Source organism: Hahella sp. HN01, from assembly GCF_018986435.1.
Classification (GTDB): domain Bacteria; phylum Pseudomonadota; class Gammaproteobacteria; order Pseudomonadales; family Oleiphilaceae; genus Hahella.
The window spans coordinates 58929-84551 of the sequence record NZ_JAHMIN010000012.1 but is presented as its reverse complement, the minus strand read 5'-3'; the positions used below and the strand labels follow the sequence as shown (position 1 = coordinate 84551).

At 53.3% G+C, this 25623-nt stretch carries 27 protein-coding genes and 2 tRNA genes; 19 read left to right on the top strand and 10 right to left on the bottom strand.

Going from position 1 to position 25623, the window contains the following annotated elements; genetic code table 11:
- Positions 1-66: 66 nt before the first annotated feature.
- The 7 genes from KP814_RS13485 to KP814_RS13455 all read right to left on the bottom strand — a co-directional run bounded on the left by KP814_RS13485 (position 67) and on the right by KP814_RS13455 (position 7505).
- A complete protein-coding gene (locus KP814_RS13485) occupies positions 67-1185 on the bottom strand; it encodes an HD-GYP domain-containing protein (protein WP_216737255.1) in 1119 nt (372 codons plus the stop codon).
- A gap of 123 nt (positions 1186-1308) precedes the next feature.
- Positions 1309-1749 (bottom strand): PA2169 family four-helix-bundle protein, encoded by a 441-nt coding sequence (locus KP814_RS13480; RefSeq protein ID WP_216737254.1) that lies wholly within the window; start codon positions 1747-1749, stop codon positions 1309-1311.
- Positions 1750-1992: 243 nt separating this feature from the next.
- Positions 1993-3951, bottom strand: coding sequence for a response regulator (locus KP814_RS13475; RefSeq protein ID WP_216737253.1), 1959 nt, complete (start codon positions 3949-3951; stop codon positions 1993-1995).
- Positions 3952-3969: 18 nt separating this feature from the next.
- Entirely contained in the window at positions 3970-4425 is a 456-nt protein-coding gene (locus KP814_RS13470; protein ID WP_127969302.1) for a response regulator, read from the bottom strand.
- The gene (locus tag KP814_RS13465) at positions 4418-5920 is read right to left on the bottom strand and encodes a CHASE3 domain-containing protein (RefSeq protein WP_216737252.1); all 1503 of its coding nucleotides are present in this window, start codon (positions 5918-5920) and stop codon (positions 4418-4420) included. Before KP814_RS13465 ends, KP814_RS13470 begins: the two co-directional genes overlap by 8 nt.
- Positions 5913-6134, bottom strand: a complete 222-nt coding sequence (locus KP814_RS13460) for a histidine kinase dimerization/phospho-acceptor domain-containing protein (protein WP_011398684.1) — start codon at positions 6132-6134, stop codon at positions 5913-5915. The genes KP814_RS13465 and KP814_RS13460 overlap by 8 nt, the downstream gene beginning before the upstream one ends.
- 33 nt (positions 6135-6167) lie before the next feature.
- A complete protein-coding gene (locus KP814_RS13455; RefSeq protein ID WP_216737251.1) occupies positions 6168-7505 on the bottom strand; it encodes a sigma-54 dependent transcriptional regulator in 1338 nt (445 codons plus the stop codon).
- 269 nt (positions 7506-7774) lie between these two features.
- Here KP814_RS13455 and KP814_RS13450 point away from each other — a divergent pair, with 269 nt between their 5' ends.
- From KP814_RS13450 to nadA, 16 genes are all read left to right on the top strand, one after another.
- Positions 7775-8041 (top strand): FmdB family zinc ribbon protein, encoded by a 267-nt coding sequence (locus KP814_RS13450; protein WP_011398682.1) that lies wholly within the window; start codon positions 7775-7777, stop codon positions 8039-8041.
- A gap of 95 nt (positions 8042-8136) precedes the next feature.
- Positions 8137-9909 (top strand): aspartate--tRNA ligase, encoded by a 1773-nt coding sequence (gene aspS, locus KP814_RS13445; RefSeq protein ID WP_216737250.1) that lies wholly within the window; start codon positions 8137-8139, stop codon positions 9907-9909.
- An 84-nt stretch (positions 9910-9993) separates the two neighbouring features.
- Complete coding sequence (locus KP814_RS13440) at positions 9994-10740, top strand: YebC/PmpR family DNA-binding transcriptional regulator (protein ID WP_216737249.1); 747 nt, start codon at positions 9994-9996, stop codon at positions 10738-10740.
- 144 nt (positions 10741-10884) lie between these two features.
- Positions 10885-11403, top strand: a complete 519-nt coding sequence (gene ruvC / locus KP814_RS13435; protein ID WP_216737248.1) for a crossover junction endodeoxyribonuclease RuvC — start codon at positions 10885-10887, stop codon at positions 11401-11403.
- 113 nt (positions 11404-11516) lie between these two features.
- Positions 11517-12131 carry a Holliday junction branch migration protein RuvA gene (gene ruvA, locus KP814_RS13430; protein ID WP_127969308.1) on the top strand — a complete coding sequence of 205 codons (615 nt, stop codon included), beginning with the start codon at positions 11517-11519 and terminating at the stop codon, positions 12129-12131.
- A 54-nt stretch (positions 12132-12185) separates the two neighbouring features.
- Positions 12186-13190 carry a Holliday junction branch migration DNA helicase RuvB gene (gene ruvB / locus KP814_RS13425; protein ID WP_127969309.1) on the top strand — a complete coding sequence of 335 codons (1005 nt, stop codon included), beginning with the start codon at positions 12186-12188 and terminating at the stop codon, positions 13188-13190.
- Between the two features lie 41 nt (positions 13191-13231).
- A complete protein-coding gene (gene ybgC / locus KP814_RS13420; protein ID WP_216737247.1) occupies positions 13232-13651 on the top strand; it encodes a tol-pal system-associated acyl-CoA thioesterase in 420 nt (139 codons plus the stop codon).
- A gap of 67 nt (positions 13652-13718) precedes the next feature.
- Positions 13719-14402 (top strand): protein TolQ, encoded by a 684-nt coding sequence (gene tolQ / locus KP814_RS13415; RefSeq protein ID WP_127969311.1) that lies wholly within the window; start codon positions 13719-13721, stop codon positions 14400-14402.
- 15 nt (positions 14403-14417) lie between these two features.
- Positions 14418-14840 (top strand): protein TolR, encoded by a 423-nt coding sequence (gene tolR, locus KP814_RS13410; protein WP_253938354.1) that lies wholly within the window; start codon positions 14418-14420, stop codon positions 14838-14840.
- 27 nt (positions 14841-14867) lie between these two features.
- Positions 14868-15863 carry a cell envelope integrity protein TolA gene (gene tolA, locus KP814_RS13405; RefSeq protein WP_253938366.1) on the top strand — a complete coding sequence of 332 codons (996 nt, stop codon included), beginning with the start codon at positions 14868-14870 and terminating at the stop codon, positions 15861-15863.
- A 28-nt stretch (positions 15864-15891) separates the two neighbouring features.
- The gene (gene tolB / locus KP814_RS13400) at positions 15892-17184 is read left to right on the top strand and encodes a Tol-Pal system beta propeller repeat protein TolB (protein WP_216737245.1); all 1293 of its coding nucleotides are present in this window, start codon (positions 15892-15894) and stop codon (positions 17182-17184) included.
- Between the two features lie 27 nt (positions 17185-17211).
- Positions 17212-17775: a peptidoglycan-associated lipoprotein Pal gene (gene pal / locus KP814_RS13395; RefSeq protein ID WP_216737244.1), complete on the top strand. Its 564-nt coding sequence runs from the start codon at positions 17212-17214 to the stop codon at positions 17773-17775.
- 36 nt (positions 17776-17811) lie between these two features.
- Positions 17812-18645: a tol-pal system protein YbgF gene (gene ybgF, locus KP814_RS13390; RefSeq protein ID WP_216737243.1), complete on the top strand. Its 834-nt coding sequence runs from the start codon at positions 17812-17814 to the stop codon at positions 18643-18645.
- 93 nt (positions 18646-18738) lie between these two features.
- Positions 18739-18814, top strand: a tRNA-Lys gene (locus KP814_RS13385).
- Positions 18815-18866: 52 nt separating this feature from the next.
- Positions 18867-18942, top strand: a tRNA-Lys gene (locus KP814_RS13380).
- A gap of 177 nt (positions 18943-19119) precedes the next feature.
- Positions 19120-20181, top strand: coding sequence for a quinolinate synthase NadA (gene nadA / locus KP814_RS13375; protein ID WP_127969316.1), 1062 nt, complete (start codon positions 19120-19122; stop codon positions 20179-20181).
- 43 nt (positions 20182-20224) lie between these two features.
- On the opposite strand, the gene KP814_RS13370 is transcribed toward nadA, so the two are convergent.
- Positions 20225-21661: a M48 family metalloprotease gene (locus KP814_RS13370; RefSeq protein WP_216737242.1), complete on the bottom strand. Its 1437-nt coding sequence runs from the start codon at positions 21659-21661 to the stop codon at positions 20225-20227.
- Positions 21662-21871: 210 nt separating this feature from the next.
- Between KP814_RS13370 and KP814_RS13365 the strand changes: the two genes are divergently transcribed.
- Positions 21872-22111 (top strand): sulfurtransferase TusA family protein, encoded by a 240-nt coding sequence (locus KP814_RS13365; RefSeq protein WP_127969318.1) that lies wholly within the window; start codon positions 21872-21874, stop codon positions 22109-22111.
- 35 nt (positions 22112-22146) lie between these two features.
- Positions 22147-23208 (top strand): AI-2E family transporter, encoded by a 1062-nt coding sequence (locus KP814_RS13360; RefSeq protein ID WP_216737241.1) that lies wholly within the window; start codon positions 22147-22149, stop codon positions 23206-23208.
- Positions 23209-23270: 62 nt separating this feature from the next.
- On the opposite strand, the gene KP814_RS13355 is transcribed toward KP814_RS13360, so the two are convergent.
- Complete coding sequence (locus KP814_RS13355; protein WP_216737240.1) at positions 23271-23732, bottom strand: peroxiredoxin; 462 nt, start codon at positions 23730-23732, stop codon at positions 23271-23273.
- Between the two features lie 112 nt (positions 23733-23844).
- A complete protein-coding gene (locus tag KP814_RS13350; RefSeq protein ID WP_347815413.1) occupies positions 23845-24381 on the bottom strand; it encodes a glycine cleavage system protein R in 537 nt (178 codons plus the stop codon).
- 355 nt (positions 24382-24736) lie between these two features.
- Here KP814_RS13350 and dapA point away from each other — a divergent pair, with 355 nt between their 5' ends.
- Positions 24737-25618 (top strand): 4-hydroxy-tetrahydrodipicolinate synthase, encoded by an 882-nt coding sequence (gene dapA / locus KP814_RS13345; protein WP_216737239.1) that lies wholly within the window; start codon positions 24737-24739, stop codon positions 25616-25618.
- Positions 25619-25623: the final 5 nt, after the last annotated feature.

The following is a 25623-nucleotide window of genomic DNA, read 5'->3' as shown; positions in this document are numbered from 1 at the left end:
AAATCCTGATTGGACGATCGGCGTGCGCCGCACTCCTTCATAGGAGTGCGGCTTGTTCAAGGCGGGCTAGTATAACTCGTATTTCAGTGGTCGGATGACGGCGTTAAACACATCGACCCATTTTTGTGAGAACTGGCTGCCGGAGCGGCTGTTAATTTCCAGCACCGCCCTGATAAAGGGACGTTTATAGCGACTGGAGTAGATGCGTGGGTGAGAAATCGCTTCGAAGGCATCCGCGATGGCGATGATCTTGGCTCCATCGCAAATCTCCCGGTCCCGCAGTCCAATAGGGTAGCCCTTGCCGCTGACATGCTCATGGTGTTGATCAATGATGCGGCGTGACTCCTGCCACTCAGGCATGTTGATCAGCAAGGCGCTGCCTACGCTGGTGTGCTTATGAATGCTGTGGTCTTCTGACTCGGAGAGACTGCTGCTTTTATGCAGGATATCGAGGGGAAGGAAGGACATGCCGATATCATGCACCAGGGCGGCGGCGCTAAGCTGAGCTGGATCTACTGGTTCGCGCGCGTGCCGATTCATCGCCAGGGCGAGTAAAAGCACACGTCTGTTTTTACCCAGCCAAAAACGTGACCGTGCTTCAGCCGGCGTCGCGAGACTGAGGAAGAACAGCAGGTCGGCGTTGGTATGGACATCGTACTTTCGCCACAGCGCCAGCAGCTCGGAATAAACGTCATTCGCGTTGCGTCCCGCCGTTTGCGCACTGACTTCCGGGGCGAGCAGCGCCAGAAGCTCCTGCATGGCCTCGTTGCGACCGTTCGCGACGGTCTTGGGAAGCTGACAAAGCAGATCGCTGATTCTGGCGTTCTCCACCATTTGAATATTTTCGAAGCTGCCGTTATCGATAGCGACGGCGCAAACCTGGATGCGCTCCATCGCCAGCAACAGCAGGTCGCTGATTTCCGGGCGGAAGTTCAATTGCTTGTCAGCAATTCCGGCCATGATGGTGTAAATGCCCTGCATCAATGATCCCAGTTCGATCTCGGCGAACTTTATTTCCTGTGCGATGGCTTCGTAGTTTGCACAGAGACGGGCGATCAGTGTGGCGTCGTTGGGGGCGGCTTCCAGCTCTACCAGATTTTTTTCGAAACTTTCACGCAAGTCCGACAGTATGTCTGGCCTGAGAGTGGTTGCATGGAAATAGGGAAGAGGGGATGGTTGGGCCATATCTTATTACCAGCATGGATACAGTCATACTTTGAAGTATAGCCAGAAAAATAGTTATTGCCCGACTTCGCCGCACGGGCGCCTTGGACCTCCCGGCGGCGTATGGGGAGCTAATGCGAGTGATTACGCAGTAGCGCGCTGCAGGCGGCTCATTTCGTCGTGACAGCGTTTCAAAGTGGGATAGATATCCTGCAGAGTGGCTTGAACGCCGGGGGCCTTCACTTCTTCGATGGCGTCGCGGATTTTTTCCAGGGTTTTGTCCTCGACTTCCTCCAGCTGCTCGATATACACATGTTCCGAATCGTCCTTGATGGCGGCCAGGATTTTTGCGTAATGCTCGCGCAGAATGCCGCCGAGAGTGTGTCCGGTCTCTTTTTCACCTTTTTCGAAGACAATATAGGGCTGCAACCGGCCTACTGCGCCTTCGCGAATGGCTGACATGCGTTCGAACACCAAACGCACCGCATTGCTCTTTACCTTGTCTTTGGCTTCGGTGTAGAAGTCAATGCCGTCGTTAAGCACCTTTACCAGATCTCTCAAGCTGTTTGTTTCTGAATTAGTCATCATTGATCTCCTCAGTATTCCTTGGATCTACTTCTTGCGGTTTGTCCGCAGTTCATAAGTAGTACAGCAACAGCCGTGCCAAGCGTAAAAACCCATTTAATTTATTGAAAAATATGGGTTTTTGTCTGTGATGGGCGATCGACGGGAAATAATGGGAAGAAAGTCGTGTAAATAAGAAAAAAGGAAGGCCGCTTTGTTGTGGCTTTTACAAGGCGACCTGGAGGTAGAGAACGCCAATAGGCGTTAAAGCGAGTTTTTAGCGGGTAGCACGGCTGTCAGTTCGCCCAGAGAAACAGGCTTCATCAAGTGGTGCTGAAATCCTGCCTCTGAGGAGCGTTGTTTGTCCTCAGCATAACCGCTCAATGCAATGAGGCGGGCGTCTGGAAGGCCTTGGTCGCGTATTCTCCGGGCTAGACTGTAGCCGTCAGTATCGGGAAGGTTCAAATCCAGCACGACCGCAGAAGGCTTTATCCGCTCCGCCATTTCCAGCGCTTCGGCGCCGTTTGCAGCGCAGTGTACGCGCCAGCCCAAGTGCTCCAGCAGGGCGGCGGTAGCGGCGCTGGCGTCCGCATTATCTTCCACTAGTAATAAAGAGGGTGACTTGGCCTGTGTGTTCGGTAGATGACGCTCAATCAGTGTGAATAGCTGACTGACGTTGACCGGCTTGCTCAAATGATCCGTACAGCCGCTGGCCAGGCAGCGTTCCCGTTCACCACGCATGGTGGCGGCGGTCAGCGCCAGGACTGGCGTTTCGTGGCCGCGGCGACGCAGTTCGCGGGTAGCGGAGTGTCCGTCCAGCACGGGCATATGCATATCCATGATCACCAGATCAATCGGGCTATCCGATTGCGCGGCCTCAGATACGATGCGTACCGCCTCTGCGCCATTTTGCGCGTAACTGACTCGCGCTCCGGCGCTTTCCACCAGGTGGCCGATCAGGCGGCGAATATCCGGCAGATCGTCAGCGACCAAAAGGTGGCCCTGCACTTGATGGGTTCGCGTTGCATGAGGTTCCGCCGCGCCGCCTGTTTCCAGGTCTGGTTGAATGCGTTTCACGCCTTCCAGCGGGCCGGGTTTGACGATAGCGGTGAAATCGCTGCCTTCACCAGGTCTGCTGCTCAGTCGAATGTCGCCGCCCAGTCGGTGCGCCAATTGACGACTGATGGCCAGGCCCAGCCCCGCGCCTTCGCCGCGGCGCATACTGTTGGCGTAAACCTGAGTGAAGGGCTGAAAGAGGCGCTTTTGGTCCGCGAGGCTGATGCCGGGGCCGGTGTCCAGCACTTTGAACTGGACTTTCTCCTGCTCCTCTTCCTTGACCATCTGTACGCGTACGGTGACTTCCCCTTGTTCGGTGAACTTGATGGCGTTGCCGATCAGGTTCAACAATATTTGTCGCAGACGAATAGGGTCGGTTTCAATATTTTCCGGTAGAGGCGAGTCGGCGATAAAGCTCAGTTGCAGGTTTTTATCCTGTGCGGACACCGCCATGAGAGAGTAAAGGTCGGCCAGAAATGCCTGCAGGTTGACGCGCACAAACTCCATTTCGAGCTTGCCCGCCTCGATCTTGGAGATGTCCAGAATGTCGTTGAGCAGGCTTAATAGATGCTGCCCATTACGTTGGACGATCTGCAGATAAGACAGGTTGTCGGGCGCATTGTCCTGCGCGATGAGCAGCTCGGTATAACCCAGGATGGCGGTCAATGGCGTGCGCAACTCATGACTCAGGTGCGCCAGGAATTCACTTTTGGAACGGTTTTCCGCTTCCGCCTTCAGTCTTTCCAGTCTCTCCGTTTCCATTTCCCGGCGCGCTAGCGCATAACGGATGGATCTGGCCAAATGGGCGGAATTAAGATCGGATTTCACCAGATAATCGACGGCTCCTCCACGAAGCGCGTCGGCGTCAAGGCGGCTGTCATCCTGGCCCGTAAGCATGATTATCGGCCCGTGAAAGCCCAGCTTGGGAGCCTCCCGTAATAGCATCAGGCCGTCATCCGGGCCTAAGCGATAGTCCATAAGACAGACATGGTGTTCGTCTCTGGCCAGGGCGGCGCGGGCTATTTCCGCGTTGCTGGCCCAATCCAGCTCGAATTGCGAGGGTGCTATCTGCTCCAGGAGATCCTTGGCGATGATATAGTCGTCTTCGTCGTCCTCCACCAGCAACAATTTGATCGGTGTGGGGAAGTTCGTCTGGTTCTCCGTCATTAGCGCCCTCCGTGATGATCAATGGCCGTGATTGGGCAGTTCCACGAATTCGACCCAGTAATGTCCCAGCGCGCGCATGAGGGCGACCAGTCCTTCAAAGGTCACTGGCTTGGTGATGTACGACGCGGCGCCCAGATCATAGCCGCGCAGCATATCCTGCTCTGCTTTCGAGGTAGTGAGAATGACGACTGGCGTGCGTCGCAGCGCCGGGTCCGCCTTAATCTCCGCCAGCGCTTCGCGGCCGTCTTTGCGAGGCATGTTCAGGTCCAGAAGTATGATGCCGGGAGTCGGCGAGTTGGCGGGATCTTCAAACTCGCCTTCTCGACGCAGATACTGCATCAGTTCAAAACCATCTTTCACAAATCGCAGCTCGTTCAGCACACGGCTCTCGCGCATGGCTTCCAGGGCGAGCTGTCGATCATCTTCGTCGTCATCCGCCATTAAAATGACCAGTGGTCTCTTGGTGTCAGGCATATTGTTCAGGCTCCATTTCAGAAATAGGCGTATGCTGCAGCGGCAGGTGCACAATGAATGTGGCGCCCTGGCCGGGGGCGCTCTCGGCGTTAATGGCGCCGCTATGGCGTTCAACGATGCGACGGCATACTGCTAGCCCTATGCCGGTTCCCTCATATTCTCCGCGCTGGTGCAGGCGCTGGAAAGGGGTGAATATCCGGTCTTTGAATTTTTCTTCAAAGCCGATTCCGTTATCGCTGAAACGAAGCTCGCACCACTCCGTTTCCTCGCCTCCTTCCAGCAGTGAATGTTGATAGCTCTTCACGCTGATGGTGATTAGCGGCTGCTGTTCAGGAGGAATAAACTTCAATGAGTTGCCAATCAGATTTTGCATCAGCTGGCGCATTTGCGTGGGGTCCGCGTCCAGTGTCGGTAGCGGAGATGCATTGATTTTGGCGCCGCTTTCATTGATGGGAATCTCCAGGTCCTCCAGCACCTCGTCGAGAATCTCGTTCAAATCCACTTGCGTGAATGGTTGCGCCTTGGTGGAAACCCGGGAAAAGGAGAGCAGGTCATTAATCAGGCGAGACATGCGCTCTGCGGCGGATTGCATGCGCCGAATATAGTCGGCGCCGCTGTCTTCCAACTTATCTGCGTACTTCTGTTGCAGGCGGTCGCCAAACGCGCGAATTTTTCTTAACGGCTCTTGCAGGTCATGGGACGCGACAAAGGCGAAATCCTGCAACTCCCGATTGCTGCGTTCAAGCTCTTTGGAAAAGTGAGTCAGCACAGCGGTGCGTTCGGAGACTTTTTCCTCCAGTCGATCATTCTCTGTCTGCAGAATTTCTGTGATGCGGGTGTGTTGGCGAAGATTTCTCTGCAGCAGGTAATAAACGAAGCCAATCAGCCCCAGGCTGGCCAGTGTGGCGGCCACCAGGGTGAAGATGGTTTCCCGCTGGTTCAAATAGGACTCGTGGCGTCGTTGCGCCAGTAGCGCATATTCTTCCGCCTCCATTTCCTCCACCAGCTTGCTGATGATGTCCATGAGGCGCTTGCCTTTGTCGGTATTCACGATTTCCGTGGCCGCCGCCACGTCGCTGTTTTTGCGCAGTTGGATCACTTCGCGCATTTCGCTGATCTTGCTTTGGGTGACCTGACGTAGGCGCAGGAAGCGTTCCTGCTGCCCTGGTATTTCCGAGTCAGTCGCCTGCAGCTGATTAAGGTAAATCTCCAGCGAATTCATGGCGTCATGGAAAGGCTCCAGATAGGCCTCGTCGCCGGTGATCAGGTAGCCCCGTTGACCGGTTTCAGCGCCTTGGATGGCCGAGAAGGTGTTCCTGATAATGCCGATCACTTGCAGAGTATGGGAGACGCTGCTCTCAATGCGCACCAACTCGCGCATGGCGCGGTAGGAAGTGAGTCCATTGATGACCAGTAGCAACGCCACGGCGGCGAAGGCGAAACGCCAGCGCCGGCTCAGCAATATTGGACTGTGATCCAGAAGTCTGTTAGGCATTATCCGCATCCGTTGCGCTGGCGTTGACCAAGTCGTTGATGCGCGCGCTACAGCGTTTGCATTCTTCCAGTATGCGCTCCACGCACACCAGGATTTCTTCCTTGTCGCGATTGGTCTGAAGTTGGAGCTTGGCCAGCTCCGCATTCACTGAAATGCTGTTCAACGGATTGCGGAGGTCGTGCGCTAATTTGGCGATATCGGCTTCCTGGGTCATAGGGGCATCCTGTCTCTTTTATTGGGAAATGACTTATACGGGCGTTTCCGTGTTTTCATTCTCTCCATAGCTGTTCAGGCGGTTATAGAGGGTTTTCAAGCTGATGCCGAGCATGTCCGCCGCGCGGCGCTTGTCGCCATCTAACTGGGCGAGGGTGAGGGTGATAAGCTCGCGCTCCATCTCCTCTATGGTTTTGCCCACCTGCAGTCCGGGGGAGCCCTGTCGCTCGCGGGCGAAAGGAGAGGCGAGATTGTCCGGCAGGCTCAGTTCGGATTGAGCTGGATCAGTCATAATGAACGCGCGATGAATAGCGTGACGCAGCTCGCGCACATTGCCTGGCCAGTCGTAATCCTGTAGTCGTTTGAGGCTGTTTTCCCCCAGTCCGAAAGCGGAGCCATTCTCTTCGTTCAGCTCCTGCAGGAAGCGTCTGGCCAATAGTGGAATATCTTCCCTGCGCTGCCGCAAAGGCGGAATCTGAATGGGGAATACGGCCAGACGGAAGTAGATGTCCTCACGCAGGCATTCGTCTTCCGCCAGCTGTTGCTGGGTGCGGTTGGTGGCTGAAACCACTCGGCAGTCCACTGGAATCTCTTCGGCGCCGCCGACTCGGATGACTTTATTGGTTTCAAGTACTCTCAACAGCGTTGGCTGCATGTCGATCGGCATCTCGGTGACTTCGTCGAGAAACAACACGCCGCCTTTGGCTTGTTCGAATAGACCGATTTTTCTGCTGACTGCGCCGGTAAATGCACCTTTTTCATGTCCAAACAGTTCGCTGCCGATTAACTCGCGGGAAAGCGCGCCGCAGTTGGCCGCCACGAATGGCCCTTGAGAGCCCCCGGCGGCATGGATGGCGCGGGCGACCAGTTCTTTGCCGACGCCGCTTTCGCCTTGCAGCAGCACATTGGCTCTGGTTTGGGCGACGCGTTCGATCATCTGGTAAAGCTCGCGCATGGCCGGCGATTCGCCGATCAAACTATTGAAGTGGCGGGGCGCGTCGATTTCCGACTGTTCCGGGCTGGTCTTTTCGATCAGCGCTTTTATCTGCTCAATATCAATGGGTTTGATCAGATAGCTGATGTTGGGGCCGCAGACCGTTTTCACTAGCGATTTTACAGTCGGGTGGCCCGTAACGATGGCGATGTGGCCGGGTTGCTTGCGGGAGCCATTCAGGGCGTCCAGCACATGTAGACCGCTTCCATCAGGAAGCATCAGGTCAAGTAATACAATATCGAACTGATCAGCCTGCAGAATCGCGTTGGCTTCAGCGACGCTGGCGGCGGAGCGGGCGTCATGCCCCAGCATTTCTAGGAGTGTCCGCGTGGCTTGTACGAAACCTTCATCGTCGTCCACGAGCAATATACTTGCCAAGGTGTGTTCCCTCGTGTGATTTTGAGTTCCCGCCGGTTAATATACCAACCGGCCGAATTGGGCGCTACCTGATAGTTGGGGCGAAAGTCGCTAGTATCAAGGGTTTACAGGTTAGGACTGATTTTGCGAAAAATAATGTTTATAATACAGCGCTTTTTTTGTCCGTCTGCGGTTGTTCCCTCTGTGGAATGACCTGTCCAAGGGCGTCTAGAAGCCTTCTAAACTTAATATGATTTTTTAGTTTTTTCTGGAAAAGAGGTCAGAGAAAAATGCCGATTTACGAATACGTTTGTAAATCCTGCGGGTTTGAGAAAGACGTTCTACAAAGCTTGAGTGAAGCGCCGTTAACCGACTGCCCAAGCTGCGAGAAGCCCGAGTTTAAGAAGAAGATTTCAGCGGCGGGTTTTCGTCTGAAGGGCGGCGGCTGGTATGAGACAGATTTTAAAACCGGCAAGAAGAAAAACTTGGCGGGCGATAGCGGCTCTTCGTCCTCTAGCGCGGGTTCCAGCTCTAAAAGCAGCAGTTCCGCGGACTGATCGGCGCGGCCCTTTATACATATCATGCAGCCGGAGCGCGGTCTCCGGCTGAAAATTAACAGACAGTAATCAGAATTTAAGACAGGATCAGGATTATGCGCAGTCATTATTGCGGTGAGGTCAACGAATCTCTTGTAGATCAAGAAGTTACGCTGTGCGGTTGGGTTCATCGCCGTCGCGATCACGGAGGCGTCATCTTTTTGGATCTGCGAGATCGGGATGGTGTCGCGCAAGTAGTGTATGACCCTGATACAAATGAAGTTTTCCAGTTGGCAGAGCAGATTCGCGATGAGTTCGTAGTGAAGGTCACGGGGCGCGTGCGCTTAAGACCGGATGGAAAGGCCAACGCCGATATGTCCACCGGTAAGGTGGAAGTGCTGGGCAAACAGCTGGAGATTCTGAGCACGGCGAAAACGCCTCCCTTCCAGTTGGACGAATTCGTTCAGGTGGGCGAGGACGTACGTCTGCGTTATCGCTACATGGACTTGCGTCGCCCTGAAATGCTCAACAAGCTGCGTTTCCGCTCCAAGGTCACCAGCTACATCCGTAACTTCCTTGACAGCAATGGCTTCATGGATGTGGAAACGCCAATCCTGACTCGGGCTACTCCAGAAGGCGCACGGGATTATCTGGTGCCCAGCCGTACTCATGAAGGCAGTTTCTTCGCCCTGCCGCAGTCTCCGCAGTTGTTCAAACAGTTGCTGATGATGTCCGGCGTAGATCGTTACTACCAAATCGCCAAGTGCTTCCGTGATGAAGACTTGCGCGCAGACCGTCAGCCTGAATTCACCCAGGTGGATATTGAGACTTCCTTCTTAAGCGAAGACGAAATTATGTCCATCACTGAGCGTTTGGTGCGGGATATGTTCCGCGATCTGCTTGAGGTGGAATTACCAGAATTTCCGCGTATGCCGTTCGCCGAAGCGATGAATCGTTACGGTAGCGACAAGCCTGACCTGCGTATTCCTTTGGAACTGGTGGATGTGGGCGACCTGTTGACCAACGTGAGCTTCAATGTTTTCAGCGGTCCGGCTAACGATCCGAAGAGCCGTGTGGCGGCATTGCGTCTTCCCAAGGGCGGCGAACTGCTGTCCCGCAAACAGATTGACGACTATACCAAGTTTGTTGGCATCTACGGCGCCAAAGGCTTGCCTTATATTAAGGTTAACGAAAAAGCCAAAGGTCTTGAGGGGCTGCAGTCTCCGATCGTTAAGCACATCGCTGACGTTATCGACCAGTTGTTGGAGCGTGTGGGTGCGGAAGATGGCGACATTATCTTCTTCGGCACCGACAAGACCCGCGTCGTCAATGAGGCGCTGGGCGCATTGCGCGTGAAGCTGGGTCATGACCTTAACCTGCTTGAGAAACAATGGGCGCCGCTGTGGGTTGTCGACTTCCCCATGTTTGAGGAAGACGGCGAAGGCGGCTGGACCGCTATTCACCACCCATTCACTGCGCCTTCCTGTGCGGTGGAGATGCTGGAATCCGACCCTGAAAACGCGTTGTCCCGCGCTTATGACATGGTGTTGAACGGCACCGAATTGGGCGGCGGCTCCGTTCGTATTCACGATTCTGACATGCAGGAGACGGTGTTGCGCATTCTGGGCATTGGTCAGGAAGAAGCGCAAGAGAAGTTTGGCTTCCTGCTGGATGCGCTGAAGTTTGGTTGCCCGCCACATGGTGGTTTGGCGTTTGGTCTGGATCGTCTGGTTATGTTGATGACAGGCGCTCAGTCTATTCGTGAGGTGATTGCATTCCCGAAAACCCAGAGCGCGATGTGCATGATGACGCAGGCTCCAGGCAAAGTGGACCCGAGACAACTGCGCGAGCTGAATATTCGTCTGCGTAAAACCGAGCAGCCTGAATAAGTTTGAGTGACGCCAAAGCGCTGTCTTTGGCGTCGGCATGGCAAATCTATTTGTTGAAAGTAAAAGTATTTAGCGGAGAGTAACATGGCGGGGCACAGTAAGTGGGCCAATATCAAGCACCGTAAGGCGTCTCAAGACGCCAAGCGCGGAAAGATATTCACCAAGCTGATCCGGGAAATTACCGTGGCGGCGAAAAATGGAGCATTGCCTGAAGACAACCCAAGGTTGCGCGCGGTCATGGATAAAGCCCTGACCGTGAATATGAAAAAGGACACCATTGAGAAAGCGATTCAACGCGGCGCAGGCGGCGGCGATGACTCCAACTTTGACGAGCTGACCTACGAGGGCTACGGTCCTGGCGGCGTCGCCGTGTATGTTGAAGTTATGACTGATAATCGTAATCGCACCGTAGCGGAAGTGCGTCATGCATTCAGCAAACATGGCGGCAACCTGGGCACCGATGGTTCCGTTGCATACTTGTTCAGCAAGACCGGCGTAATTTTATTTGCGCCAGGCGTTGATGAAGATGCAGTGATGGAAGCGGCCCTGGAAGCAGGCGCCCAGGATGTTATCGCTAATGATGACGGTTCTGTGGAGGTGCAAACCGCCGCTGAAGACTTCATGTCTGTCAAAGACGCGCTGATGGCGGCGGGCTTGACGCCAGAATCGGCGGACGTCTCCATGGTGCCGGCGACCATGGCGCCTTTGGATGTGGAAAACGGCGAAAAGGTCATGAAGCTAATCGAAATGCTGGAAGACCTGGATGATGTTCAGAATGTCTACAGTAATGCGGACATTCCTGATGAAGTGCTGGATAGCATGGGCGGTTAATTCGCGACATGCTACACATGAGCTTCTCCTGAAAGGCGGCCTTAGCCGCCTTTTTTGTTGGCGTTGCCGTAGTTATTGAGGCTTGCGTCATCCGGGCGGCTCATATAGAAATGAAACGGTTCTGACGGGCTAAGTGGCCAATTTATGTTGAAAGTGTTAGGTATAGACCCCGGTTCGCGATTCACGGGTTATGGTGTGGTGGAGTGGGGAGGCGGCAAGCCTCGCTATGTCGCCAGCGGTTGTATTCGCGTTACCGGGGAGACATTGGCTGAGCGCCTGCGTTGTATCTATCTGGGGGTAACTCAGGTCGTCAGCATGTATGCGCCTCACGAAGCGGCGATTGAGCAGGTTTTTATGGCTCGTAACGCGGACTCCGCGCTGAAGCTGGGGCAGGCGCGAGGCGTGGCGATTCTGGCCATGGCGGAGCAGGGACTGCAGGTGGCGGAATACTCCGCCAAAAAGGTAAAGCAGTCTGTCGTAGGTAAAGGGAATGCGGAAAAGTGGCAGGTGCAACATATGATGCAGGCAATGCTGGCTTTGGAGGCCAAGCCGCAGGCGGACGCGGCGGACGCTCTGGCGATCGCTGTCTGTCATCTGCATACTCAGCAAAGTTTGATGCGTATTGGATCGGTGTCGGGCAGTCGCCGTGGTCGCATGCGATAAGTACTTTTTACTGAGCGCTGGTTAATTGTTGGCCGCTTATGGTCGCGTGTTAGGTTTTTGATACGATTGCGCTCCTGAAATTATTGGCTGATATATAAAAGAAGAGGTTTCCCTTGATCGGAAGACTGGTCGGTAAGTTGGCGGAAAATCATCCGCCTTTCGTATTGTTGGATGTGAATGGCGTAGGTTACGAAGTGGAAGTGCCTTTGTCTGCGCTGGGATACTTGCCCAAGTTGGGCGAATCCTGCTCTTTATTTACGCATTTCGTGGTGCGCGAAGACGCGCAACTGTTGTACGGATTTATCCGTCGCGAAGATCGCGAACTGTTTCGCTTGCTGCTGAAGGTCAATGGCGTGGGCCCGAAAATGGCGGTGGCGATTCTGTCTCACATGTCCCCGAATGAGTTTGTTGAGTGCGTTCGCGGCGATAATCTCACTCGCCTGACCAAGATGCCTGGCGTGGGTAAAAAAACGGCAGAAAGGCTGTTGATCGAAATGCGTGACCGGATCAAAGACTGGGGCGCAGGAGATCGTGAATCGGCGACGCCGGAGCTGCTGAATCAGTCTGCTGGCGGGCATTCCCATCTTGAAGAAGCGGAAGCCGCTTTACTGGCTTTGGGCTACAAGCCGCAGGAAGCCAGTCGCGCGATTAACGCGGTATATAAGGACGGCATGGGGCGTGATGAGCTGATCCGCCTGTCCCTGAAGGGGATGGTAAAAACCAAGTAGCCACGCTATGATGCCCCGAACGTTTGACGCCAATAAAGACCTCAAAAACACCCCATGATCGAAGCAGATCGCATTATCTCGCCAAGCGCCACTCTGCAGGAAGATTCTCAAGATCGAGCCATACGCCCTAAAAGGTTGGAAGACTATGTCGGCCAGCCTCAGGTGCGTGAGCAAATGGAGATCTTCATCAATGCTGCGCGTGGACGCCAGGAAGCATTAGACCACACCCTGATATTCGGTCCTCCTGGGCTGGGTAAAACCACGTTAGCGAATATCATCGCCAACGAGATGGACGTCTCCATCAAAACCACCTCTGGCCCCGTATTGGAAAAAGCCGGCGATCTTGCTGCGCTATTGACCAATCTGGAGCCGAAGGACGTGCTGTTCATCGATGAAATTCATCGGCTCAGCGCGGCGGTTGAGGAGGTGTTATACCCGGCGATGGAAGACTACCAGCTGGATATCATGATCGGGGAAGGGCCGGCGGCGCGCTCCATCAAACTGGATCTGCCTCCGTTTACCCTGGTGGGCGCCACCACCCGGGCGGGACTGCTGACGTCGCCGCTGCGAGACCGTTTTGGAATCGTGCAGCGCTTGGAGTTTTACTCGGTTGAGGATTTGCGCCATATCGTTTCCCGTTCGGCCAGCTTGCTCGGCGTCTCTATTGATGACGGCGGCGCCCATGAAATCGCCAGACGCTCAAGAGGAACGCCCCGTATCGCCAACCGCTTACTGCGTCGCGTGCGCGATTATGCGGAAGTAAAAGCGGATGGAGCCATTACCAATGATGTGGCGGACAAGGCTCTCAACATGCTGAACGTGGATTTGCACGGCTTCGATCATATGGATCGTCGTCTGTTGCTGGCCGTCATGGAAAAGTTTGATGGCGGTCCGGTGGGTGTGGAGAGTTTGGCTGCGGCTATCGGTGAAGAAAAGGGCACGATCGAGGATGTGGTGGAGCCATATCTGATTCAACAGGGTTTCCTAATGCGCACGCCGCGCGGCAGGGTGGCGACTCAGGCAGCGTACGATCACTTCGGATTAACCATGCCGGAGTAGAGATGACAAGGCTTTTGGCGAAATTTTATTAAGGGAATTTAATGACTTCCGGCTCGTTTGTGTGGCCCGTTCGAGTATATATTGAAGACACTGACGCTGGCGGTATCGTTTTCTACGCCAACTATCTGCGTTTTATGGAAAGAGCTCGCACCGAGTTCATCCGGTCTCTTGGGTTCCCCAGACTGGAGACGGTGGATCTTGACGCCCAGTTCGTCGTGCATAGTTTAGCCTTGCAATATCACAGCCCGGCGCGACTTGACGACGAAGTGGCGGTAAGCGCCAACATTGTCAAATTGGGGCGCACCTACATGGAGTTTGAGCAGAACATCACTCGAGGCGCTAAGGCGGAACTGCTGGTCTCGGGTAGAGTCAAAGTCGCCTGCATCGACAAAGTCAGCTTTAAGCCCAGGCCGATTCCAGGAAATTTGGCCTCGGCGCTGCAAAAAGGTATAAACGTTTAGTTTTTGCGGCTCCGCTATGAAAGGCGGCGGCCCGCCCACGATAAAAACAGCAATAGGAGTCCTATAAGTGGAGGATAAACTTTCAATTTGGGCGCTGATTAGCAACGCCAGCTTTTTGGTGCAGATTGTCATGCTGATCCTGCTCGCAGCCTCGATTGTCTCCTGGATGATTATCTTCCAGCGCGCCAGAATATTTGGCTTGGCGCGCAGGGCGACCACCAAATTTGAGGAGCGTTTTTGGTCCGGCATGGATCTCAATCAGCTCTACCGCGAGTCCAGCGCCGCGCCGAACCCTAATAGCGGCATGGAGCAAATTTTCCGTTCCGGTTTCAAAGAATTCTCCCGTTTGCGTCAGCAAACCGGCGTCGATCCTGATGCGGTGATGGAGGGTACGCAGCGTTCAATGCGTGTCGCCATGTCCAGAGAGATGGATCGGTTGGAGGCTCATTTGCCGTTTCTGGCGACAGTCGGCTCCACCAGTCCTTATATCGGACTGTTCGGTACGGTATGGGGGATCATGAACTCCTTCCGTGGGCTCGCGCAAATTCAGCAGGCCACTATCTCTACCGTGGCGCCGGGTATTTCTGAAGCGTTGATTGCAACGGCCATGGGGCTTTTCGCCGCAATTCCGGCGGTAATCGCATACAACCGTTACTCGGCCAGAAGCGAGAGTCTCGCCAATTCCTTTCAGACTTTTGCGGAAGAGTTTTCCAGCATCCTGCATCGCAGAGTTCACGCAAAGTCCTCTTAAAAGGAGAGCCAATCCTTGGATTTTACTCGCGTAAAGAAAAAGCAGATGGCGGAAATCAACGTCGTCCCCTACATCGACGTCATGTTGGTGCTGCTGGTCATTTTTATGATTACGGCGCCCATGTTGATGCAGGGCGTGGACGTGGATTTGCCGCAAACAGAGTCGGAAGCATTACAGATTTCTCCCGATACGCCCCCTCTAGTGGTGTCGGTTGACGCGTTTGGCGCTTACTTCGTGGAAGTGGGCGACGACCGTTCCAAGCCCATGCCTCTGGATGATGTAGTGAAGCGGGTGAGCACCGTGCGGGAGGCCAATAAGTCTGTGATGGTCCTGGTGCGAGGCGACCGTAATGTGCCGTACGGAACGATAGTGGGGCTGATGGCGGCGTTGAAGGACGCTGGCGTGGCGAATGTCGGGCTGATTACAGAGAAGCCTTAAGCTGTTATGGGTGAAAGATAAGCTGTGATGGATAGCCCCGGTAATCAACCAAAAAGCGGATACATCGGTCCGGCGCTGTTTTCCGTTATCTTGCACTTGGGTATTGCGGGTCTGGCGTTTCTGGGCTGGTCCGCGCATACACCCCCGACTCCTGTTGTCCCTCATATGCAGGCGATGGTGATTGACGCCGAAACGTTGAAGCAAATGACCAAGCCTCAGCCTAAACCCGCGGTCAAGAAAGAAGAGCCGAAGCGGGAAGAAGAGCAACAAAAGAAACAGCAAGATCAGGAAAAGCAGCGCCAGGAAGAATTGAAGCGTCAAGAACAGGCGAAGCAGGAAGCTGAGCGCAAGGCTGCGGCGGAAAAAAAGCGTGAACAAGAAGCCATTGCGCTGAAGAAAAAGCAGGAAGAGGAGCGCAAGAAGAAAGAGGAAGAAAAACGTCAGGAAGACGAAAAGCGTAAGGCCGAAGAAAAGAAAAAGGCTGAAGAAAAACGCAAGGCGGAAGAAGAGCGTAAAAAGAAAGACGCTGAGCGTAAGAAAAAAGAGGAAGAAAAACGTCTGGCCGAGCAAAAGCAAAAAGAGCTTGAGCGTCAGATGAAAGAGGCGCGTGAGAAGAAGCGCCAGGAAGAACTGAAAAAAGCGGAAGAGCTGAAAATGGCTCAGGAAGCGGCCGAGTATGAGCGTCGCTTGCAAGAGCAGCTTGAAGCGGAGAGTTCTGCACAGCGGCAACAGCGTGAACTAACTGAAGTTGAGAAGTACAAAGCGCTGATTTATTCCTCTTTGGTTCAGGCTTGGCTGCAGCCTCCGGGGGAGATCAAAGGCTTGAAGGCGGAGCTACAGCTTCAGTTGCTGCCAACTGGTGAACTTTTGTCCGTCAAGGTTGTTAAATCTAGCGGCAATAGCGCTTTCGATCAGTCTGCGATTGGCGCCGCGAATGCGGTAAGAAAATATTCTGTACCCTCTGATCCCGGTTTGTTTAATCGGGAATTCAGAAACGTAACCATTATTTTTAGTCCCAAATAAAAATCACTGCCTATTTGTAAATGTTCCAATGAAAAAACATATTTTTTTTACACTGGTGTTATTGATAAGCGGGTTGGCGAGAGCCGATCTGGTCATTGAAATTGATAAAGGGAGTCGGGCCGCTATACCTGTGGCGGTGGTTCCATTCGCCAATGAGTCAGGGCAACCGCTGGCGGAAGATATCGGGCAAATTGTCACTGAGGATTTAAAGCGTTCCGGAGATATAGAACCTCTTGACCGCACCAAAATGCTAAGTATTCCCAGCAAGGCTGAGGAAATATATTTTCGCGATTGGGGATTGCTGGGGCAGCGTTACCTGCTGGTCGGCGGCGTTCAATACGATGCGCCATCGCAGGTCTATAAGGTGCGTTACGAACTCTACAACGTTCAATCGCAGCAACGTGTCCTTGGCAAAGTTCTCAGCGGCAAAAGCGAGAAGTTGAGAGACATGGGGCATGCTGTTGCTGATGCTGTGTACGAGGCGGTTACTGGGATTCGTGGTGTATTCTCCACGCGTATCGCTTACGTCACTTTGGAAAAGAGCGGCACTAAGAATATTTACAGGTTGGAAGTGGCGGACGCCGATGGTCGCCGTTCGACGGAGCTTCTTAAGAGATCTATGCCCATTATTTCGCCTGCTTGGTCTCCGGATGGGAAAAAGTTGGCATATGTTTCATTTGAGTCTCAGCGTCCTGCTATATATGTTCAGGATACTATCACCGGTACGCGCACGCAGGTTACTTCCTTTAAAGGTCTGAATAGCGCCCCTACTTGGTCTCCTGATGGAACCAAACTGGCGGTGACTTTGTCGAAAGACGGCAATGCCGAACTTTATGTGCTGGACCTGCGTAATAATTCCCTGAAGCGATTGACCAATCACTGGGCGATCGATACTGAAGCTTCATGGTCTCCAGACGGCAGAACTATTGCTTTTACTTCGGATCGCGGCGGCGGCCCGCAAATCTACTTGATGGATGCTTCTGGCGGCTCTCCCCGCAGATTGACCTTCGAAGGTCGCTATAATTCACGTCCTCGTTTTAGCGTTGACGGCAAGAAGGTCTATTATGTTCATCAACGTGACGGTTCATTCAATGTGGCGTCACTGGATTTGGAGTCAGGACAGGATCAGATTTTGACGCAAACCGAAATGGATGAATCTCCAAGTGTCGCGCCCAATGGAAGTATGATAATTTATGCAACCCAGAAAAACGGTAAGGGCGTATTGGCGGTTGTAGGAGTGAATTCCGGATCGAAGTATACCCTGCCGGCCCAGTTTGGCGACGTGCGGGAACCGGCCTGGTCCCCGTATATTTCAAGATAAAACAAGCTAAGTATGTAAGGAAAAGCTATGAATGTACTGAGTATTCGTAATATTTTCGCGCTGGTGTTGGTCTCTTTTATTGCAGCAGGTTGTACTTCAACCGATACCAAACCAGACGAAACTGTTGGCGTAGTTGATCAAGACGGCGCTGACGCAGGCGGCGTTGGCCTGGGCAACGGTTCTGGTTTGTCTGAAGAAGAATTGGCTGAGCAGCAGCGTCTGGCTGAGCAAAACGCAATGACTGCAGAGCAAGACGCTCTGCGTGAAGTGCGCGTATTCTACTTCGATTTCGACAAAACTATCGTGAAGCCAGATTCTCACATGTCTCTGCGCGCTCACGCGGCGTTGCTGGCGGCTAACCCTGCGGTAAAAGTGGTTCTGAACGGCTATGCGGATGAGCGTGGCACTAAAGAATACAACCTTGCGTTGGGCGAGCGTCGCGCGCAGGCGATCGAGCGTTTCCTGGTAGTCAATGGCGCCAGCGATAGCCAGATCGAAACTGTTAGCTATGGTGAAGAGTTCCCGGTTGATCCTTCTCACAACGAAGCAGCTTGGAACAAGAACCGTCGCGTAGTGATTGAGTACAAGTAATCTTATTTGAACTATTAAGGACGGATAGCCGAACTGATGTCTAAGAAAACTATTCGGAAGGTAACTCTCCTTGGCGTATTGGCGTGTGGAGCATTGTCTCCACTGGCGTTGGCGGCTTCGTCAACGACGACGCCAGTGCTGCAGGTGCGTCCGGCGCAACAGCAAGCCCCTTCTGCGGGCGGTTCTGCGGCGGAAATGCTCTACATGTTTGAGCAGATGCAACAGGAGGTGAGGGAGCTCAGAGGGCAAGTGGAAGAGCTCAGGCATCAGGTTGACCAGATGAAGAAGCAAGAGCGTGAGCGCTACATTGATCTGGATCGGCGAATATTGGAGTTGCAGCGCCAGGGGACTCAGACGCGGGAAACCCGTCCCCCTGTCGCTGTTGACGGACCTGCGCCCACGACGGGCGTGGATGCGTCAGTTACGCCAACTCCAGGTCCTGCGAGCAGCTCTGATGAGTCGCTGGTGTTGACGCCAAATAAAGCGCCTCCCTCTGCAGCGGAGCAGCAAGAGTATGATCAGGCGTTTGATTTGATCAAGCGGCGTGAGTATGACAAAGCGGTGGAAGCCTTACATGCTTTCATCAAAAAGTATCCGGAGTCTGATCTTTCCGCTAATGCGTATTATTGGTTGGGAGAGGTGTATCTGGTGATTCCTAAGCTCGAACAGGCGCGTCAGGCGTTTGTTGTGGTTGTGGGAAAGTATCCAGAACATAGAAAGGCTCCAGACGCCATGTATAAGCTTGGCGTTACCTTTCATCGTTTGGGCGATAACGCTGAAGCGAAGAAGTATTTGAGTGAAACTGTCAGCCGTTTTCCGGGCACTTCCCCTGCAAATTTGGCGAAAGATTATTTAAGACAGGTGCAGTGAGGGCGTCTGAAAAAAAGATGCGTTTTTTCTGAAAAAAATTTGAAAAAACCTCTTGTCATTTCCCTCAGAATCAGTAGTATATGCGCCTCGCTTGGGTCGTTAGCTCAGTCGGTAGAGCAGTTGGCTTTTAACCAATTGGTCGATGGTTCGAATCCATCACGACCCACCATTAAATTCCAGATTGTCGTCATCGAGACGATAGTCATCCAAGAAAGTTTCTTGGGTCGTTAGCTCAGTCGGTAGAGCAGTTGGCTTTTAACCAATTGGTCGATGGTTCGAATCCATCACGACCCACCATTCTTTGCAAAGCGGGGCCTTCAAGGCCCCGTTTTTGTTTCTCCCGCACTCCAGTTCCTTGCGCTCCTTATCTGTATGTCGATGAAAGGCTTAATCGGCGTTCATCATGTCGTATAATGTCGCTATGGCGGTAAAATGCTGTGGATACAAAATACTATTAAATACGGGTCAAAATTGATGAGTGCTATAAGCGACCGAATTTTTGTTCAGGAGCATCTCGCTCGAGAGCACGAAGCCAGTGAATTAAGTCCGGAGGAAGCGGAGCGCCTGAAGGCGGAGATAAAAGAGCTGTTGGTGCAGGAAGACGCTGTGCTGGTGGCTCATTATTACACTGATCCTTTGTTGCAGGCGTTGGCGGAAGAGACCGGAGGCTGCGTCGCAGACTCTCTGGAGATGGCCCGTTTTGGCAATCAACATCCAGCGTCCACTCTGATGGTGTGTGGCGTTCGTTTTATGGGGGAGACGGCGAAGATCCTTAACCCTGAGAAAACGGTTCTGATGCCCACTCTGGAGGCGACATGCTCACTGGACATCGGTTGCCCCGTAGAAGAGTTCTCTGCGTTCTGTGATGAACACAAAGACCGCACGGTAGTGGTGTACGCGAATACTTCCGCGGCGGTGAAGGCGCGCGCAGACTGGGTGGTCACATCCAGCATCGCCCTGGATATCGTCGAATACCTGCATGAGCGGGGCGAGAAGATCATATGGGCCCCTGACAAGCATCTGGGCGGCTATGTGAAAAACAAGACTGGAGCGGATATCTTGCTGTGGGATGGCTCCTGTATCGTGCATGAGGAGTTCAAATCAAAAGGTTTGTCTGACCTCAAGCAGCTCTATCCTGACGCTGCGGTATTGGTGCATCCTGAATCGCCGGAGGCTGTCGTGGATATGGCGGACGTTGTAGGCTCTACGTCGCAGTTGATCAACGCGGTCAAGAACATGTCGAACGAGCAATTCATCGTCGCAACGGATGCTGGCATTTTCTATAAGATGCAGCAAATGGCTCCAGAGAAAACGCTTATCGAGGCGCCGACGGCGGGGAATGGCGCTACTTGTAGAAGCTGTGCGCACTGTCCCTGGATGGCGATGAATGGGCTGGAGAATTTGCGTGACGTTTTGATCAGTAAGCGTCAGGAAATTATCGTGGAAGCGGATTTGCGGGAGAAGGCGCTTATCCCATTGCAGCGGATGCTTAACTTCTCCAAAGAGCGCCAGATGGCCGTAAAAGGCAACGCGTAATCATATGGCTATGAAGGCGCTTCGATATGGAGCGCCTTTAGTGCTAAAACTTAAATTCCTTTCCTGCCTCGGCAAAGTCTTTCATCCGTTTTTGGATGACCGCCATTCTTTGATAGTTCCCTTCACTTTTGCTGAGCGCCTGGCGTAACTGTTGCGTCGCTTTGGCGATATTTCCGGTCAGATAGAAATATTCCGCTCGCGCTTGATGTAGCTCGGCGATTGAGCCAGCCAATCCATGGGTTTCCGCCAGTTCATACCAGAGGCTGGGCTCGGCGCCGTAACTGGAGGTTAATCCGCGTAGCAGGCGCTCCGCCTCCTTGTGATCGCCCCGTTGATTCAGCAGGCGGGCCAAATCCATACTGAGCGGATAGTTGCCTGGATTGCGCTGCAGATGCTTGTTAAGCACCTGAATGGCTTCATCGTTTCTCTTGCTTGCCGCCAGCCAGTCCGCGTAGGCGATGACGATGGAGATTCGATTGCTGTCTACTTTAAGCAGTTGCTCCATTGCCTCTTTGGCGTCCTGCGGGCGCTCCACTTTGTTGGCGCTGATCACCTGTCCGTACAACGCAGCCAAGCGCGAATTTTCTGTGCCGCCGGTGGCTTGCGCCTTGAAAAGATTAAAGGCGTCCTCGGCGTTCTTGGCGTAATGCAAAAGCACGCGGCTTTGCATGATATAGTAGTCAGGGTCTTCTTTGTATACGCCGGCTGGATAGTTGGCGGCTCTGGCGGCGGTGTCCGATACGCGGCTCTCTGTCAGAGGGTGAGTGCGCAGGTATTCAGGAAATTGCTGTGCGTAGCGGTTGTTGCGCAGCATCTTTTCAAACATGGTGGACATGGCGCGAGGCTCCATGCCGCTGGCTGCGAGGGTTTCCAGACCGAGCCGGTCCGCCTCTTGCTCGTTCTGTCTGCTATAGCTCAATTGTTCCTGTATCGAATAGGCCTGTGTTGAGGCTAAGGCTGCGACGCCAGCATCTGAACCGGCGGTGGCGGCGATAATCACGCTCGCTAGAATTCCCGCCATGTTGAGAGCCGTGTGCATCTTGCTTTCTTCCAGGCGTCGGGCGAAATGGCGTTGGCTTAAGTGGGCGATTTCGTGAGCGAGCACGCCGGCCATTTCCTGTTCGCTTTGGGCATACAAAAACAAGCCGGCGTTGACGCCTATAACGCCGCCGGGAACGGCGAATGCGTTCAGGATATTAGAGTCGACAACTACCGTGGTCAGGTTGTGGTCCTGCAGCTCGCTGTTAGGCGCCAGCTTGTAGATCAGGTCTCGCACGTAAACTGTCAGTAACGGATCAGCGTATGTAGGAAGCTGAGAGCGCAGCGAGCGCAGCCAAGCCTGTCCCAACGCTTGCTCTTGGGCGGGCGTAATGATTGCGCCGCTGCTGTCGCCCAGCTCCGGTAACGTGGATTCGTCGGCGTGAGTGACGGGGGAAAGAGTCAGGCTGAACAGTAATGGGATAAGGTATTTTTTGCGCATGGGACCAAGTTTCGGCAGCAGAATCCGTCAAATGGCGGAATGCGTGATTTACACGACTTTAAGCTGTTTTGGAGAAATCTTCTAATACTTTAACGCCTGAGATTGTACGTCAATCGGCGGAAAGAAGTGACGTCTTATCAATTACAATATAGCAATATGTAGTTGATATCCCTATCATGCGGGGCGAATCAACCGGTATTTGGAGGGGCGATGTCTAATCAGGAAGCGGCGGTCAGCACGCTTGATTTGAGGGGCTTGAAATGCCCGATGCCGTTGTTGAAGACCAAGCAGAAACTGAATGCGATGGCCGCTGGCGAACAATTGTTGGTGTTAACGACGGATCCAGGTTCGCAAAGGGATTTTTCTTCCTATTTGCAACTTAGTGCGCACACTCTGGTGGAGAGCAGGGTGGAAGAGGGCGAGTTTCATTTCCTGATCTTGCGCGGCTGATTCTCTCCGGTGACATTAGATGTGAGCGCATTTCGATGTTAAAAGTATTTAAGAGCTGGTTTGACAAGTACTTCTCTGATGAGGAGGCCGTCATTCTGTTTATCCTGCTGGTGGCGGGCGTTCTTGTGATGGCGTTTTTCGGCGCCATGCTGGCGCCGGTGATCGGTAGTATTGTTATTGCTTATATTCTGCAGGGGCTGGTGATCAAGCTGCAGCGTCTGGGAATGGGGCATATTTATGCAGTGCTTTCCGTATTTGCGCTGTTCGTAGGCGTGACGCTGGCGAGCGTGCTGCTGATCCTCCCGTTGATGGTGCGTCAGGTCACCTCCTTATTTCAGGAGCTGCCCACCATGATGACTAATCTGCAAACCTTGATAAAACTCCTCCCTGAGCAATACCCTCAATTCTTTACGGAAGAGAGTGTGGTGGGGCTGTCTCGTCAATTGACGACAGAAGTGAGCAAAATCACGCAGTGGGTTTTCTCTTTCTCTTTATCCAGCATTCCCACTTTGCTTGCGATCATGATCTATGCGGTGCTGGTGCCGATCATGGTGTTCTTCTTCCTGAAAGATCGCGGCGTCATTTTGAATTCGCTATCGACGCTGCTGCCGACAGAGCGTCGCTTAATGACCAATATCTGGGCGGAGGCCAACATGCAGTTCGCCAACTACATCCGTGGCAAGGTGTTGGAGATTCTGATCGTGGGAGTGGCGACCTATGTCGCATTCGTACTGATGGGGCTCAACTATTCTCTGCTGTTGGCGGTTTTGGTTGGGCTGTCGGTGGTGATTCCCTACATTGGCGCGGCGATTGTGACCATTCCTGTGGCGTTGATAGCGCTGTTTCAGTGGGGCTGGGGTCCTGATTTCATCTGGTTGATGGTGGCCTACGGCGTTATTCAGGCGCTGGATGGTAATGTATTGGTGCCATTGTTGTTCTCCGAAGTGGTGAACCTGCATCCAGTGGTGATTATTGTCAGCGTATTGGTATTTGGCGGGTTGTGGGGTATTTGGGGAGTGTTTTTCGCGATTCCTCTGGCGACCTTATTGAAGGCGATCTTTTCAGCCTGGCCAACCGTCAAAGCGGCGGGAGTGTAATGTCAGGACGAGCCCGGCGATCCGGGCTCGTCCATAAAATCAAGAAAGTTCTTTGGCTGCCTTTACAACGCTTTGGCGGCTTCCAGTACTTCCGCTACGTGTCCTTTCACCTTTACTTTGCGCCACTCGTTGCGCAGCACGCCTTCGGCGTCAATGAGAAAGGTTGAGCGATCAATTCCCATATATTCCTTGCCATAAAGCTTCTTCAGTTTGATGACGTCGAATACCTTGCATACGACCTCGTCCGGGTCTGTGATGAGTTCGAATGGGAAATCGTGTTTCGCTTTGAAGTTTTGGTGGGTTTTCAGGCTGTCTTTAGAGACTCCGAACACTACTGTGTTCAGCTTTTCGAATTCGGCGTAGTTATCTCTGAAGTCCTGGCCTTCTGTGGTGCACCCTGGAGTATGGTCCTTAGGGTAGAAATAAATGACGACATTTTTGCCTTTCAGGTCGCTCAGTCGAACGGTTTGATCTGGAGTGGCCTGGGCCTCGAAATCGGGAACGGTTTGTCCTGGTTGCGCCATGGTGGCTCCTTATTTCTGTTTTGGTCGAATTGATTGGGATTAATAGATGCGCGGAGCGCCTAACTGTGCGTTTTACGTTGGCGCTCTAATGACGGATGTGTGTCGCGCTAAGTTAAATTGAGCGCATTGGCTCCAGTACTGCGTCCAGATTAAGGTCGTCGCAGAACAGCATGAACTCTTCGCGCAAACTCGCCAAGTGCATATCCGCAGGAATGTTTACGGTCATGTTGATATTAAACATCTGCGTGCCGGAATGCGGGGCGCTGTAGGTGTTGGTCTGTAGCTCATCAATATTGATTTTGCGGGAATAAAAGAACTGCGCAATCCGGTAGACGATGCCTGGGTGATCCAGCGCCACTACATTGACGTTATAAGTGAGCGCGCGCGCTGGGCGTCGGGCCTGAGTCTGTTTAATGATCAGGTTTAGATCAAGCTTGCGGGCCAAGGGGGGGATTATATTTTCCAGTTTGGCGATGGCGTCCCAGCTGCCGGACACCATCATGACCAGGGCGAATTCGGTTCCCAGCACCGTCATGCGACTGTCGACAATGTTGCACTGGTAGTCTGAGCAGGCTTTGGCCAGTTCGTTAACGATTCCCGGGCGGTCTTCGCCAATAGCGGAAATGACCAGATAATTTTCTCTAGGCAATGTATTTCCCATTCTTAATGTATATGTGTAGATGGATTGCAACGCACATACTCCTCCGGGCCCCCGCCACTGTCAAGTGTCCCCGGGGCGTGGCGTTGCGGGTCCTTTTATCCGCGCCAGTCTTGTTAATATTAAGGGTGGGAAGTACCATACCCGGGTTAGTAGAGGAAGGGCTCTCGGCGCCGTCCAAGCGCTGTTGTGAAATCGCTTTACAGCACATTCCGGAATTATTCATGGCATTCCTATTCCGCATGGATGGCGAGCGTTGTCCATAGGCGGCGCGTTTTATTCCACAAGCGTCCTGCGACGCCGGTTTAGTGCGTAAAGAACTAGTTGTTAATACGTGGAGAACAAGATGATAAAAGGTAGCTTGGTTGCATTGGTGACTCCCATGCTTGAGGATGGCGCCATTGACTGGCCAAACCTTGACCGATTGCTCGATTTTCATATTGATAACGGCACTCACGGCATTGTCGCCGTAGGCACCACAGGGGAGTCCGCGACCCTGGATTTTGAAGAGCACGAAACAGTTATCAAGCGGGTGGTGGATTACGTCAACGGACGCATCCCCGTTATTGCAGGCACGGGCGCCAACTCCACGACCGAAGCCCTGCATCTCACGGCGCAGGCGAAAAAAGCCGGCGCTGACGCCTGTCTTCTGGTGACTCCTTACTACAACAAGCCCACTCAGGAAGGTCTTTTCCAGCATTTCAAGAAGCTGGCGGAAGCCGTCGATATTCCACAGATTCTTTACAACGTGCCAGGGCGCACCGCCTGCGATATGTCCAATGAGACCGCGCTGCGATTGGCGCAGATCCCTAATATAGTGGGGATTAAAGACGCGACGGGTAACCTGGAAAGAGGGCGGCAGCTTATTAACGCTTCCCCTGAGGGGTTTTCGGTTTACTCTGGGGATGACGGCACTGCGGTTGAGTTAATGCTCGCCGGTGGCAAAGGCAATATTTCCGTCACCGCCAACGTAGCGCCTAAATTATTGTCCAGTCTGTGTGAGTTTGCTTTGAAAGGCGATGCGGACGCCGCTCGCGCCCTGCAGGAGAAACTGCAACCGCTGCATAGCGCCATGTTCGTAGAATCCAACCCTATCCCGGTGAAGTGGGCGATGGCTGAAATGGGGCTGATCAGTTCCGGGATTCGTCTCCCACTGACGGAGTTGAGCTCTGAACGCAGACCTCAAGTGCGCGACGCTCTAATGGCGTTGGATCTGATTAGCGAATAACGGAC

Excerpts from the sequence above, each read along its gene's own strand:
- KP814_RS13485 (WP_216737255.1), bottom strand. The coding sequence starts at position 1,185 with ATGGCCCAACCATCCCCTCTTCCCTATTTCCATGCAACCACTCTCAGG.
- KP814_RS13480 (WP_216737254.1), bottom strand. The coding sequence starts at position 1,749 with ATGACTAATTCAGAAACAAACAGCTTGAGAGATCTGGTAAAGGTGCTT.
- KP814_RS13475 (WP_216737253.1), bottom strand. The coding sequence starts at position 3,951 with ATGACGGAGAACCAGACGAACTTCCCCACACCGATCAAATTGTTGCTG.
- KP814_RS13470 (WP_127969302.1), bottom strand. The coding sequence starts at position 4,425 with ATGCCTGACACCAAGAGACCACTGGTCATTTTAATGGCGGATGACGAC.
- KP814_RS13465 (WP_216737252.1), bottom strand. The coding sequence starts at position 5,920 with ATGCCTAACAGACTTCTGGATCACAGTCCAATATTGCTGAGCCGGCGC.
- KP814_RS13460 (WP_011398684.1), bottom strand. The coding sequence starts at position 6,134 with ATGACCCAGGAAGCCGATATCGCCAAATTAGCGCACGACCTCCGCAAT.
- KP814_RS13450 (WP_011398682.1), top strand. The coding sequence starts at position 7,775 with ATGCCGATTTACGAATACGTTTGTAAATCCTGCGGGTTTGAGAAAGAC.
- aspS (WP_216737250.1), top strand. The coding sequence starts at position 8,137 with ATGCGCAGTCATTATTGCGGTGAGGTCAACGAATCTCTTGTAGATCAA.
- KP814_RS13440 (WP_216737249.1), top strand. The coding sequence starts at position 9,994 with ATGGCGGGGCACAGTAAGTGGGCCAATATCAAGCACCGTAAGGCGTCT.
- ruvC (WP_216737248.1), top strand. The coding sequence starts at position 10,885 with ATGTTGAAAGTGTTAGGTATAGACCCCGGTTCGCGATTCACGGGTTAT.
- ruvB (WP_127969309.1), top strand. The coding sequence starts at position 12,186 with ATGATCGAAGCAGATCGCATTATCTCGCCAAGCGCCACTCTGCAGGAA.
- ybgC (WP_216737247.1), top strand. The coding sequence starts at position 13,232 with ATGACTTCCGGCTCGTTTGTGTGGCCCGTTCGAGTATATATTGAAGAC.
- tolA (WP_253938366.1), top strand. The coding sequence starts at position 14,868 with ATGGATAGCCCCGGTAATCAACCAAAAAGCGGATACATCGGTCCGGCG.
- tolB (WP_216737245.1), top strand. The coding sequence starts at position 15,892 with ATGAAAAAACATATTTTTTTTACACTGGTGTTATTGATAAGCGGGTTG.
- pal (WP_216737244.1), top strand. The coding sequence starts at position 17,212 with ATGAATGTACTGAGTATTCGTAATATTTTCGCGCTGGTGTTGGTCTCT.
- ybgF (WP_216737243.1), top strand. The coding sequence starts at position 17,812 with ATGTCTAAGAAAACTATTCGGAAGGTAACTCTCCTTGGCGTATTGGCG.
- nadA (WP_127969316.1), top strand. The coding sequence starts at position 19,120 with ATGAGTGCTATAAGCGACCGAATTTTTGTTCAGGAGCATCTCGCTCGA.
- KP814_RS13370 (WP_216737242.1), bottom strand. The coding sequence starts at position 21,661 with ATGCGCAAAAAATACCTTATCCCATTACTGTTCAGCCTGACTCTTTCC.
- KP814_RS13365 (WP_127969318.1), top strand. The coding sequence starts at position 21,872 with ATGTCTAATCAGGAAGCGGCGGTCAGCACGCTTGATTTGAGGGGCTTG.
- KP814_RS13360 (WP_216737241.1), top strand. The coding sequence starts at position 22,147 with ATGTTAAAAGTATTTAAGAGCTGGTTTGACAAGTACTTCTCTGATGAG.
- KP814_RS13355 (WP_216737240.1), bottom strand. The coding sequence starts at position 23,732 with ATGGCGCAACCAGGACAAACCGTTCCCGATTTCGAGGCCCAGGCCACT.
- dapA (WP_216737239.1), top strand. The coding sequence starts at position 24,737 with ATGATAAAAGGTAGCTTGGTTGCATTGGTGACTCCCATGCTTGAGGAT.